The organism is Synechocystis sp. IPPAS B-1465, from assembly GCF_003015225.1.
Classification (GTDB): domain Bacteria; phylum Cyanobacteriota; class Cyanobacteriia; order Cyanobacteriales; family Microcystaceae; genus Synechocystis.
The window spans coordinates 146,647-158,645 of the sequence record NZ_CP028094.1 but is presented as its reverse complement, the minus strand read 5'-3'; the positions used below and the strand labels follow the sequence as shown (position 1 = coordinate 158,645).

Here is an 11,999-nt window from a genome sequence, read left to right as displayed (position 1 = left end):
CTTATTCGTGAGCATTTCTCGGTTGTACCTATGGACTTTTCTAGTAACGTTGCAGCGCAACTCAATGCGGGGACAATTTTGCCAGAGGGCATTGTTATTGTCACTCTCCTCCTTGTGCTAATTGTTGATTTGATTGGGGGACGCAAGGTAGCCTTGGCCCTGCCCTACCTGGCGATCGCCGGTTTATTGGTATCGGTGGGTTTGCTAGTTACTTCCTGGTCCATGGCGGATCCCATCGGTTTCATCGGCGCTTTCAATGGAGATAATCTCAGCATTATTTTCCGGGCTATCATTGCCCTGTCCACCGTTGTCACCATTTTAATGTCGGTGCGTTATGTGCAACAAACGGGGACTTCCTTGGCGGAATTCATTGCCATTTTGCTCACGGCTACCTTGGGGGGCATGTTCCTCTCAGCGGCCAACGAGTTGGTGATGGTTTTCATCTCCCTGGAAATGCTCAGTATTTCCTCCTACCTCATGACGGGCTACATGAAGCGGGACCCCCGTTCCAATGAAGCGGCGTTGAAATATTTGCTCATTGGTGCTTCTAGCTCCGCCATTTTCCTTTACGGTCTTTCCCTCCTCTATGGTTTGTCCGGTGGCGAAACCCAGTTGGTATTAATTGCCGAGAAATTAGTTAACGCTGACACTGTGGGTCAATCCCTCGGTTTGGCGATCGCCTTGGTGTTTGTCATTGCTGGTATTGCCTTTAAAATTTCCGCTGTACCCTTCCACCAATGGACCCCCGACGTTTATGAAGGTTCTCCCACCCCGGTGGTGGCTTTTCTTTCGGTGGGCTCTAAGGCGGCCGGTTTTGCCGTAGCTATCCGATTACTAGTGACTGCCTTTGGTGGTATTACCGATGAGTGGCACGTTATTTTCACCGCTCTGGCCGTGTTGAGCATGGTGCTGGGCAACGTGGTGGCTTTAGCCCAAACCAGCATGAAACGGATGTTGGCCTACTCTTCCATCGGTCAAGCAGGCTTTGTGATGATTGGCCTAGTGGCCGGCAGTGAAGATGGTTACGCCAGCATGGTTTTCTACATGCTCATCTATCTGTTTATGAACCTGGGGGCGTTTAGTTGCATTATTCTCTTCACCCTCCGCACTGGCAGTGACCAAATTAGTGATTACGCTGGTCTGTACCACAAAGACCCCTTGTTAACCTTGGGCTTGAGCATTTGTTTATTATCCTTGGGGGGCATTCCTCCTCTGGCGGGCTTTTTCGGCAAAATTTACATCTTCTGGGCCGGTTGGCAATCGGGATTGTATGGCCTAGTCCTACTTGGTCTGGTTACCAGTGTAGTTTCCATCTACTACTACATCCGGGTGGTGAAAATGATGGTGGTGAAGGAGCCCCAGGAAATGTCCGAAGTAATCAAAAATTACCCGGCCATCAAATGGAATTTACCCGGCATGCGTCCCCTACAGGTGGGCATTGTCGCTACTTTGGTTGCTACCTCGCTGGCAGGTATTCTGGCTAATCCCCTCTTTAACCTCGCCACCGATTCCGTGGTCAGCACCAAGATGTTGCAGACAGCCCTCCAGCAAACAGGAGAAACTCCGGCGATCGCCATTTCCCATGATTTACCCTAGGGGTATCAGGAAATATTGCTTTGCAGGCAAAAGCCAATGAGTGTAACTATAGAAACCGATTTAAAGGAGATCTTGGGGGAAATTAAGACCAAACTCGATGACCTCCAAAAAGATGTAACTTCTCTTAAGATCGATATGGCAACGGTGAAAACCGAGTTATCTGCGGTCAGGATGGAGATAGGTACAGTCAAGGATGATGTTAAAGATGTCAAAGGGCGGGCTAATGCTCAAATTTGGGCGTTGATTCTTGCCGTCATCGGAGCCATAATTACCACCTTGGTGCGTTTTGGCATTTTCCCTAATCCCTAACAAAAAAGCGACCAGGCTTTTCTTTCAATTGCCCGATCGCCTTTGATATTTTCCCAAAGGATAAAAGCTAGTCCATTCAGAATCGAGCCTTAAAGTACTCCCATATTGGCTAGCCCCAGAATTACTCCAGCGCCGAGGATGTGGCCAAAGCTAGCGGTGCCCAGCACAGCCCCTAAACCAAAGCCGCCAAAGAAGTTAGAGGAAGGCATGGGGGTGCCCACATTTTGTTGTTTGATGGTCAATTTACCAAAGGCGATCGCCAAAATGTTGCAAGCAATCATCACCCCAGCAACTTTAGGGCTCCAGGACAGGGTGGCGGGAACGGCGGTGGCCAACAAAAAGCTATGCATTGAGATTCTCCAGAATAAAGACGGTTTTTAAAGGGATAGCCCCACGCTAATGGGGGTCTTTAAAAATCTCATCTTACGGGGACGCTCTGCCCCTGGGAAACCACCGTTGCAATACTTAACAAATTTTCGTTTTTAGCTTGGCAAATGTCTTTGGCAAAATTGGTTGATCTGGCTTAAATCGTCAGTTATTTGCCCTGGAATAGTCTGGGGACGGGCAATTCTGATCAGATTTACCCCCAACGCTTCCGCCACTTTTTGCTTAACCAATTCTCCCCCCTGGGCACCGGAGGCTTTAGTTACCACCCCTTGAATTTGCCATTGTTGCCACAGGGCTTTTTCCAATGGTTCGGCTACGGGGGGGCGCAAAGCAATGATACGGTCGGAAGTAAACCCAGCGGCGATCGCCTGGGCTAGGGCTTGGGGATAGGGCAGAATACGGGCAAATAGAACTGCTTCATCCTGTAGGAGGCTGAAATGGCTTAACCAGCGGGCTCCAACGGTCAACAGCACCCGTTTTCCCCTCAAGTAAGGCTGATATTTCCCTCTGGTTAAACTCTGAATATCAGGTACTTCTAAGGTATTTTTTCCCAAAGCCAGGGGCGGCCGCTCAAATCGGATATAGGGAATTTGTTGTTCTTTGGCGATCGCCGTGACCGTGGTAGTAATTTGGGCGGCAAAGGGATGGGACGCATCGACAATGACTGCAATGCTATGGCGTTTTAGAAATTTCGGTATTTCCTGTGGGGTTAAAGCTCCAACGTGAACCGTCAAACATTGATGAATCGGATATAAATGCTTGGCCTCCGATGTGGTGACTGTCACCAGACAATTTATTCCCTGGGCAATTAACCCTTCGGCTACGGCACGACTATCCACCGTTCCACCAATTAACCAAACGGTTGCCAGGCTATCCACCATGATTTAAGTGCTTACAACTGGAATTTTTCACCCAAGTAATATTGCCGCACCAAAGGATTTTCCGATAACTCCCCGGCACTACCGGAAGCCAAAATTTGCCCGTCCCGCATAATGTAACCCCGGTTGGTAATGGCTAGGGTTTCCCGCACATTATGGTCGGTGATTAAAATGCCCATATTTCGTTCCCGCAACTGGGCAATGATAGTTTGAATTTCCGCCACGGCAATGGGGTCAACCCCCGCAAAGGGTTCATCTAAAAGCAAAAATTGTGGTCCTTCCACCCCGATCGCCAGGGCCCGGGCTAACTCAGTGCGCCGCCGTTCTCCCCCAGAAATTTGCGAACCTTGGGTATGGGCCACTTTTTCTAAGCGAAACTCGGCCAATAGCTGCTCAAGGCGATGTTTCCGTAGGGGAGGCGAAACCCCTGTTTGCTCCAAAGCTAAGAGAATGTTGTCCCGCACACTCAACTGCCGAAAGACGCTGGCCTGTTGAGTTAGGTAACCTAAACCAAGATGGGCCCGTTGGTTCAGGGGTAAATTAGTTATGTCCCGCTGGTGGAGCCACACCCGCCCTGTATTCGGCTTTACTAATCCCGTGGCAATGTAAAAAGTGGTGGTTTTTCCCGCTCCGTTGGGCCCGAGTAAGCCGACAATTTCCCCGGGAGCGACCTGGGCGTTGACCCGATTGACCACACAACGCTTGCCGTAGAGTTTATGGATATTTTCTAAAACTAAGGTCACGATCTCCGTTCTCGCTAAAAAGCCTGTCACCGAATGCCGTTAGTATCCCACAGCTAAGAACCCAGGGGCGGCAAATCTGGCAGGGTATCACCGGGGAGAGGATTGGGACCAGTGGGGGCGGGGCCGGCTGGACTTTGGGACTCTTCCACTAGATAAATGGATTCCACCTGTTGATTTGCTTGGGGGTTAGCGACAAAACGCCCTTCGTCCACTAAATAGGTCATGGTTTCCGCCCGCATACTGTTGCCGTCCTGGAGCACATAGACGTTGCCACTAAGGACTAAACGTCTCTCCTGGGAAAAATATTGGGCCTGGGCCGCCGTTGCTTGCAAATTCCGCGCAGGATAGTAAACTTGAACATTCCCCCTAGCGGTCACCACCCCGGTTTGGGAATTAGCTTCTTGGATATCAGAGCGGACAGTCATGGGACTAGAAGGGGCCGTTTGGGCCACCACCGAGGAATTGACGTTGACGGGCAGGGAAGACAAGCTCCCTAGGGAGGCCATGGCGACCGCCAACCAACCCCAGTGACGAGATAGCAAATGGGAGGGGGAAAAACGTTGAGGGAATACCATGAGCAAACGAACCATAATCGCTAACAGGCAAGCTTAGGGAAGAAAGCAGGGGAAGATTGTCAACCCAATAAAGCTAGTGTAGCGAATTGGGGCAATCTGTTTGGGTCGCTAAGGTCAGAAATCCATCCTCCACCCCTGGGTTTTGGACGTTCACCGTGGGTTTAGGTTTCCCCTGGGTCAAAGGACTGCAAACTGTTTAACAATGCCGGTACGATCGCCGCTGGCCAGCCGCCCTCTGCTTTACGCCCCTGGCACAAAATAAACCTCAATTCATAGGCGTGGGCATAGCCCTCAATTTCTAACCACACCAATTCACTACTCAGTTCGCAACAAATTTTTTCCTCCTCCATTAACTCGTCGGCGATCGCCGTGACGGTCTGGGCCAACTCCCTACTCAAGCGATGGAAATCGGCAAACTCATCTTGGGTCAACTCCAAAGCCCAATTCTCTGACCCCAGCAAAAAAGGAAAAGTCTCGGCATTGGGATCAAAGCCCCAGCGCCAACCAGGCCCTTCATGAATAGTTTTTGACAGCATGCCACTGGACCCATGGACAAAAAAAGAGAGTTAGTCGTAAGCCGGGTTCTGTTCCAGGATGCGAGGCACCCTTGGGGAGTTATCTATCTGGGAAATTTGTTACCAAATTCCTCAAGCGGTTCCACCAATCATGGGGCAGGAAAAAGACCAACCTTTGCCCCTCCGACCTTGCTTCCAACCGGGGTTTACCGAGCCAGTACCTCTCGATACTGCTGGTGCGCTCTTACCGCACCTTTGCACCCTTACCCTTTTCAGTGGTCAGTTACCAGTTAGTCAGCAGAAAAACCCTGTTAACTGTTTACTGGTTGCTGTTTTCTAAAAAGGGCGGTATTTTTCTGTGGCACTGTCCTCACGCTCGCGCGCACTGGGCGTTACCCAGCAAGTTTGGCCTTTGGGAAGCCCGGACTTTCCTCAGATTCCCTGTGACAGGAATCCGCAACTCCCTCCCTAACTCTCTTTTTCTAGTGTGCCATTGATTAGAGCCATAGGCCGCTGTGGTTTGTGACCCCAATTAATTGAAACTTCATTGCCCCCTCCGTAGTCTTGGGAAATTGGTGCTAGGAGTTGACCAATGAAAAAATTTGCCTGTTTAGCCTTGTCTGTATTACTCAGTGGAGCCGCGAGCTTACCCAGTTGGGCAGGGGAGGTATTGGACCGCATTGAACAAACGGGGGTGATTAATGCCGGCACTAGAAAGGATGCGGTGCCCTTCGCCTACGTTGACGACCAAGGGGAATGGGTGGGTTTTTCCATTGATCTGCTGGAATTGATTCGCCAGGAAGCGGAAGCCAGACTGGGTAAACCAATCAAGTTAAACATGGTGGAAGCCACCGCCGATAATCGCTTTGACTTGATTACCAATCAGACCATCGACTTGGAATGTGCTTCTTCCACCTTCACCTGGAATAGAACGGCAGTGGTGGATTTTTCAGTCAGTTACTTTGCCGATGGTACCAAAATTATCACCGGGGTGGATAGTGATCTAGAATCTGCCGATTCCCTAGCGGGACGGGCGATCGGGGTTATTCCCGACACCACCAATGCAAAAGCTATTCTCGACTTTCAACCGGGGGCAACCATCGTTGAAGTTAAAGACCAGGCCGATGGCATGGCCAAGCTTGAAGCTGGAGAAATCGAAGCTTTTGCTGGAGATGGCATTGTTTTGGCAGGATTGAAAAAAACCTCTGATAATCCCCAACAGTGGAAAGTGGTGCCTAATTTTCCCTATCAGTACGAAGCCTATGCCTGTTTATTACCCAAAGATGATTCTGACTGGCGCAATTTGGTCAACTACAGTCTAGTCAAATATATGGAAGGGGTAATCAGCGATCAGACCGCAGCGGTGGAAATTTACGAGCGTTGGTTTGATGAAGAAACTGGCGTTGCGCCCTATCCCCGGGAAACGATCAACGATTATTACCAAGGCATTGTGGATAGTTTTGAGTGGATTCCCATTGTTAGCTATTAGCAATTATTAGCAAAGCTTAAAGTGGGGATTAATTTGCCCCAGCCCTTCATTGGAAGGAATGATCAAATTAAGCAGTTCCTAATGCATAATTTCCTTTTAAGGGCTAGCAAGTATCTATTGCAACCAGCCTTTAATAGTTTTAATAACGCATTACATCAGCCTGACGTTGAACAAGAGCGGTTAAAAACCAAAATTATTCAGCGCCTAACTCACACCCGTTATGGCCAATCTTTGGGGATCACTAAAGACTCTCCTTGGTCGGCTATTCCCGTAGTTAGCTATGATGATTTTTTTTCCTGGTTAGAACAACAGCAAACCTCACCTAAACAATCAATAATTACCAACGAAAAAATTCATTATTGGCAACAAACTTCGGGCAGTTCTGGCGCGATTAAACAAATTCCCTACACCCATGGTTTACTGACTGCATTTACCTCCATGTTTGCGGTTTGGGCCTATGACCTGCTCCACCATGGCCCAGATTTTCGCACAGGTAAAACCTATGCTTGTGTTTCTCCCACCCTTGGCGATCGCCCTGGGGGCATTGATGACACGGACTATTTGACGGGGCCTCTGCGCTGGCTTAGTGGTCATTTTTTGGTACGGGTAGGTAATCATTTTCCTGACGGAGACGCTTTTCGTTGGGCTTTGGCCTTAGCTTTATTGCAAAATCCAGACTTAGAAATTATTTCCCTTTGGAGTCCAACTTTTTTGACAGTGCAATTAACGTTTATGGCCCAGCACCGTCACGCCCTGATCACGGCCCTTGGTGATCGCCTGGATGACACAAGACGAAAAGCATTAGAAATAGATCCGATTGATTGGCTAAAAATCTGGCCAAAATTAAAATTAATTTCCTGTTGGGATCAACTATTTGCCGGGGAACAAGCTAGGGCTTTACAGACTTATTTTCCCGGAGTATTTATCCAAGGAAAAGGCTTATTGGCCACGGAAGCTCCCATTACCATTCCTCTAATTAAAGCTGGGGGATTTGTGCCCTTAGTGAACCAAATTGTGTTGGAATTTATGACCGCTGATGGCACCATTGTTGACTTGTGCAAAGTGCAAACAGGGCAAACTTATCAATTAATTATTTCCACTTTGGGGGGACTATACCGTTATCGCCTTGGCGATCGCCTGCAGGTATCCCATTGGTATGCCAAAACCCCTTGCCTGGCTTTGGTGGGTAGGGGCGATCGGGTGAGTGACTTGGTGGGAGAAAAACTAACCGAAGAATTTGTGGCTGAAACCCTTAATAATCTTGGCTTAGTTGGTAACATTGGTCTTTGCTTCCTAGTGCCAGTCCCAGGAACCCAGCCCCATTACGTTTTGTACCTATCCTCCGGGGCAATGATGGCGATCGCCGGAGAGGAATCAACATTGGCCCAGCAACTGGATAACGGCCTCCAACGTAGTTTTCATTATCGTCGGGCTCGACAATTGGCCCAGTTAGGGCCGGTGCAAGTAATGACAGATGGTTATCCCCCTTGGTTAACCCAGGGGCGTTGGGGAGATGAAAAAAGTTATTGCCTTCGTATTCCTCCTTCTGGGACCGTTTGAAAAGTCCCCTAGCTCCCAAAATTTGGTAGAGGTTAGACCCCAGTTCCCCTAAGGTGATCGCCCTATCATCCTAGCCCCTAGCCCTGATGGGGTAAAATTCAATGGTTAGTTTCGTTGTAATTATTGTTAGAGAAATACATGGGTGGACAGACGCTCGCAGAATCTTCCCAAGTTTTGCGCCAAGAAGTATTGGGAGCCCGCCGCTTCAGCAACTTTTTCTGGGCTGGAATTTCTACCATTGGTGGTGTCGGTTTCCTGTTGGCCGGCCTTTCTAGCTACTTTGGCAAAAATCTTTTGATTGTTAGTGACACCACCGGACTGCAGTTTATTCCCCAGGGTGTGGCGCTACTTTTCTACGGTGTGGCCGGCAGCACAGTGGCAGGCTATCTCTGGCTAACCATGGCTCTAAACGTCGGCAGTGGTTACAACGAATTCAATAAAAAGTCCGGGCAAGTGACCATTTTCCGTTGGGGCTTCCCCGGCAAAAACCGCCGCATTGAGTTGATCAATAAAATTGCCGATGTCCAGGCGGTAAAGGCGGAAATTAAAGAAGGCGTTAACCCCAAACGCTCCCTATACCTCAAAGTCAAACAGCGAAGAGATATTCCCCTCACCAGGGCAGGCCAACCCATTTCGCTCTCCCAATTGGAAAACCAGGGGGCTGAGTTAGCCCGCTTTCTAGGAGTACCCCTAGAAGGTTTGTAAATTGCCATTCCCGTGCTGTCAGATTTCACTACCAAGAACACCAAATTCAGGGCAGAAACGGGGGTTTGTTATGTTCAATTGGTCCCCATTTCCCCTAGAAAGTTATCTAAAGTGGACTAAGGTTCCTAACAAGGACTTTAAAGTTGGTTAATTTACATAAACGATGAAAGGCAGTTGCCATTAGCAATTACGGAGATTAGATTTTATGAGGATTTTACCGAATATCAGCCGAGCCACTTGGTTTGTGGGCATCTTTTTTGTCGTCAACATTTTACTGACTGCCTGCAATCAGCCCTCTGCCAATTCTTCAGCCGAGCCTTCCCCCACGGAAACCAACAGCCCAGTGGCCCAGGTAACAACGGATCCATATAAAGACTATAAGCCTCGCTTAAATGGCAAAGCCACTGTGGAAATGATGGTTAATGGCCAACCAATCATCATTGAAGTGGATGGGGAAAATGCGCCGATTACCGCCGGTAACTTTGTTGACTTAGTGGAACAGGGCTTCTACAACGGTTTAACTTTCCACAGGGTGGTAGATGGTTTTGTGGCCCAGGGGGGAGACCCCAAAGGTGACGGTACGGGGGGTTATGTGGATAAAAACACCCAACGTCCCCGCAATATTCCCTTGGAGATTAAGGTGGACCCTGCAGTAGAAAATGCACCAGAAACCCCGGTCTACAGTCGAGCCTTGGGCAATCAAGCTGGATTTCCGGTGATGCTGCCCCACAAAACCGGCGCTGTGGCTATGGCCCGCTCCCAAATGCCAGACTCCGCTTCTTCCCAGTTTTATTTCACCCTGTCCGATGAAACGGGATTTTTAGACGGTGATTATGCTGTGTTTGGTTACGTCACCCAGGGTATGGACGTAGTGCTGAAAATCAAACAGGGGGACAAGATTCAGTCCGCCAAGGTAATTACAGGGCAAAATAACTTAGAAAAATAGATGCATAGTCCTAATAAATTTACCTCTGGGCCCAAACAGTTTCTGGAGTCGGAAGCCATTACCTCCTATGCTGATGCCGCTGTGGTGGTGGTGCCCATTCCCTATGAGGCAACTACTTCCTACCGTAAGGGTTGTGAGCATGGCCCTGAGGCGGTGCTAGAAGCTTCGGACCAGTTGGAAGCCTATGACGAAGAGTTGGGCACTTCCCCCTGCCATGATTTGGGTATTTACACCTGCGCTCCCCTGGCGGACAGCAATAAGCATCCCGCTTTGGCTGGAGACGCCATGGTAACGGAGGTTTGTGACGGCATTGCCCCTTTTGTGGAAGACGGTAAATTTGTAGTGGCGATCGGTGGGGAACATGCCATTACCACTGGGGTAGTGCGGGCTATGCAAAGGGGGACATCGGAGCCTTTTACGGTGGTGCAAATTGATGCCCATGGGGATATGCGGGACAAATTTGAAGGTTCCTGCCATAACCATGCCTGTGTAATGCGCCGGGTGTTGGAATTGGGCTTACCCACTCTGCCGATCGCCATTCGGGCCATTTGTCAGGAAGAGGCAGATTTGATTCGGGAAAAAAATATTCCTGTGTTTTGGGCCAGGGAAATGGCCGATAATCCCAATTGGATTAACGAGGCGATCGCCAGCATCACCACACAAAAAGTCTTTCTCACCATTGATATGGACGGTTTTGATCCGGGGTTTATGCCGGGAGTCGGCACCCCTGAACCGGGGGGGCTAGGTTGGTATGAAGGGTTAAATTTTTTCCGCCGTCTTTTTCAAACCAAGCAAGTAATTGGTTGCGACTTGATGGAACTGGCCCCAGTGCGAGGCTCGGTGGTGTCGGAATTTTCTACCGCTAAACTAGCCTATAAGTTGATGGGTTACTGGGGAGAGTCCCAACGGAAAAAACTCTAGCTATTCTCTGTTGTCAAAAATCTCCCTGAAGTTTAGGAAAAAAAGAATAAAAGTCTTCCACAGACCCAAAGGAGGATAGAGCAAAACTCGCCCCACGGATTCCAAACCTTGCCGGGGTCAAACTCCCTTAGAACAATAAAGGCTTGAGGGTTTCCACCACGGATTTGGCCAAGCTCGGCAAATGGTAGCCCCCTTCCAGTCCTAAAACCGGATAGGGAGATATTTCCATCAGATAATGGGTCATCATGCCGTAATCCTCCGGAATTAGGTTCATATAGGCCAAGGGATCGGAGTGGTTAGCATCATAACCAGCACTCACCAAGAGTAAATCCGGCTTCACTTGCCGTAAAAATGGGAGAACTTTATGCTCAAACGCCTCCCGATAAACTTTGCCATCCCCCCCTGGTTTGAGGGGAATATTAAGCACATTGTCGTGTTGACCCCGATCGCCAGCGGCCCCTGTGCCGGGATAGCAGGGAAATTGGTGCAGGGAACAATAGAAAATCCGGGGGTTATGGTCCACCAATGCTTCAGTGCCATTGCCATGGTGTACATCCCAATCTAAGATGGCTACCCGCTCCACCCCTGGTCTAGTTAAGGCGTAATGGGCGGCGATCGCCACATTGTTGAGCAAACAAAAACCCATACCCGTGTTACGAATAGCATGGTGCCCAGGGGGACGGGCCAACACAAACACCGCCTCCCGTTGATTTAAGACATGGTCAACCCCATCTAGCCAGGCCCGCACCGCCAAGCGGGCTACATCATAGCTCTGGGGAGAAACAGGGGTATCCGCATCGAGGGAACCGCCCCCTAGCTCAGCCAATTTCGCCAATTTGTTTAAATATTCCTGGCTATGGCATCGGAGGATGTATGGATCTAAATTCCACGTCACCGGGGAAGGCTTTTGCCAATGGAGGTAATTCGCTCCGGGCATCTTCCGTAAAGCAGTGGCGATCGCCGTCAGTCGGGCCGGACACTCGGGGTGGGTGGGGCCAGTTTCGTGGCGCAAAAACTCTGCGCTGTAAATAATAGCGACCATGGTAAGTGGTGGTGGATAGTAAAATTAGGCGGAGAAGGCGGAGCAAAAAGTTTGGCCAGCCCTTCAGCCATTGCCCCAGGGCCATGACCCACCAATGCTATTCTAGGTAGGGTATTGAGCCAAATTTAAGATCGAGGCAGTTTAGGCTATGCAAGTTAACAATCTCGGCTTTATAGCAAGTATTTTATTTGTGTTGGTGCCAACGGTTTTCCTGTTGATCCTGTTTATTCAAACCGGGAAACAAAGCGAAAGCTAAGCCTTGGTTAACCATTGTCAAACAGAACAGAGTCAGGGGCGGAGTTGATCCAGCCCCTTTTTTTGCCGATAGTTAAA

The 11,999-nt window shown here is 49.4% G+C and carries 14 protein-coding genes and 1 other RNA gene; 8 read left to right on the top strand and 7 right to left on the bottom strand.

Annotated elements, in window-relative coordinates:
• Positions 1–30 precede the first annotated feature (30 nt).
• Both C7I86_RS00750 and C7I86_RS00745 read left to right on the top strand, forming a co-directional pair.
• Positions 31–1,596 carry an NAD(P)H-quinone oxidoreductase subunit N gene (locus tag C7I86_RS00750; RefSeq protein WP_010871351.1) on the top strand — a complete coding sequence of 522 codons (1,566 nt, stop codon included), beginning with the start codon at positions 31–33 and terminating at the stop codon, positions 1,594–1,596.
• Positions 1,597–1,632: 36 nt separating this feature from the next.
• The gene (locus C7I86_RS00745; protein ID WP_010871350.1) at positions 1,633–1,905 is read left to right on the top strand and encodes a hypothetical protein; all 273 of its coding nucleotides are present in this window, start codon (positions 1,633–1,635) and stop codon (positions 1,903–1,905) included.
• An 89-nt stretch (positions 1,906–1,994) separates the two neighbouring features.
• Here C7I86_RS00745 and psaK read toward each other — a convergent pair whose 3' ends face one another.
• From psaK to rnpB, 6 genes are all read right to left on the bottom strand, one after another.
• Positions 1,995–2,255 (bottom strand): photosystem I reaction center subunit PsaK, encoded by a 261-nt coding sequence (gene psaK / locus C7I86_RS00740; RefSeq protein ID WP_010871349.1) that lies wholly within the window; start codon positions 2,253–2,255, stop codon positions 1,995–1,997.
• 132 nt (positions 2,256–2,387) lie between these two features.
• Complete coding sequence (cobK, locus tag C7I86_RS00735) at positions 2,388–3,173, bottom strand: precorrin-6A reductase (protein ID WP_010871348.1); 786 nt, start codon at positions 3,171–3,173, stop codon at positions 2,388–2,390.
• Positions 3,174–3,184: 11 nt separating this feature from the next.
• Entirely contained in the window at positions 3,185–3,943 is a 759-nt protein-coding gene (gene lptB, locus C7I86_RS00730; protein ID WP_010871347.1) for an LPS export ABC transporter ATP-binding protein, read from the bottom strand.
• 23 nt (positions 3,944–3,966) lie between these two features.
• On the bottom strand, positions 3,967–4,503 hold the full coding sequence (locus C7I86_RS00725) for an LptA/OstA family protein (RefSeq protein ID WP_010871346.1): 537 nt from the start codon (positions 4,501–4,503) through the stop codon (positions 3,967–3,969).
• A 146-nt stretch (positions 4,504–4,649) separates the two neighbouring features.
• On the bottom strand, positions 4,650–5,024 hold the full coding sequence (locus C7I86_RS00720) for a DUF1818 family protein (RefSeq protein ID WP_010871345.1): 375 nt from the start codon (positions 5,022–5,024) through the stop codon (positions 4,650–4,652).
• 22 nt (positions 5,025–5,046) lie between these two features.
• Positions 5,047–5,479, bottom strand: an RNA gene (rnpB, locus tag C7I86_RS00715) — RNase P RNA component class A.
• 116 nt (positions 5,480–5,595) lie between these two features.
• On the opposite strand from rnpB, the gene C7I86_RS00710 reads away from it, so the two are divergent.
• The 5 genes from C7I86_RS00710 (at position 5,596) to speB (ending at position 10,624) form a co-directional block, all read left to right on the top strand.
• Complete coding sequence (locus C7I86_RS00710; protein ID WP_010871344.1) at positions 5,596–6,492, top strand: amino acid ABC transporter substrate-binding protein; 897 nt, start codon at positions 5,596–5,598, stop codon at positions 6,490–6,492.
• 81 nt (positions 6,493–6,573) lie between these two features.
• Positions 6,574–8,052: a GH3 auxin-responsive promoter family protein gene (locus tag C7I86_RS00705; RefSeq protein WP_020861369.1), complete on the top strand. Its 1,479-nt coding sequence runs from the start codon at positions 6,574–6,576 to the stop codon at positions 8,050–8,052.
• Between the two features lie 138 nt (positions 8,053–8,190).
• Positions 8,191–8,757: a photosystem I assembly protein Ycf4 gene (locus C7I86_RS00700; protein ID WP_010871342.1), complete on the top strand. Its 567-nt coding sequence runs from the start codon at positions 8,191–8,193 to the stop codon at positions 8,755–8,757.
• A gap of 205 nt (positions 8,758–8,962) precedes the next feature.
• The gene (locus C7I86_RS00695) at positions 8,963–9,703 is read left to right on the top strand and encodes a peptidylprolyl isomerase (RefSeq protein WP_010871341.1); all 741 of its coding nucleotides are present in this window, start codon (positions 8,963–8,965) and stop codon (positions 9,701–9,703) included.
• Positions 9,704–10,624 carry an agmatinase gene (gene speB / locus C7I86_RS00690; RefSeq protein ID WP_010871340.1) on the top strand — a complete coding sequence of 307 codons (921 nt, stop codon included), beginning with the start codon at positions 9,704–9,706 and terminating at the stop codon, positions 10,622–10,624.
• A 127-nt stretch (positions 10,625–10,751) separates the two neighbouring features.
• On the opposite strand, the gene C7I86_RS00685 is transcribed toward speB, so the two are convergent.
• The gene (locus C7I86_RS00685; RefSeq protein ID WP_010871339.1) at positions 10,752–11,666 is read right to left on the bottom strand and encodes a histone deacetylase; all 915 of its coding nucleotides are present in this window, start codon (positions 11,664–11,666) and stop codon (positions 10,752–10,754) included.
• Positions 11,667–11,814: 148 nt separating this feature from the next.
• On the opposite strand from C7I86_RS00685, the gene psbM reads away from it, so the two are divergent.
• Complete coding sequence (gene psbM / locus C7I86_RS00680; protein WP_010871338.1) at positions 11,815–11,922, top strand: photosystem II reaction center protein PsbM; 108 nt, start codon at positions 11,815–11,817, stop codon at positions 11,920–11,922.
• Positions 11,923–11,999: the final 77 nt, after the last annotated feature.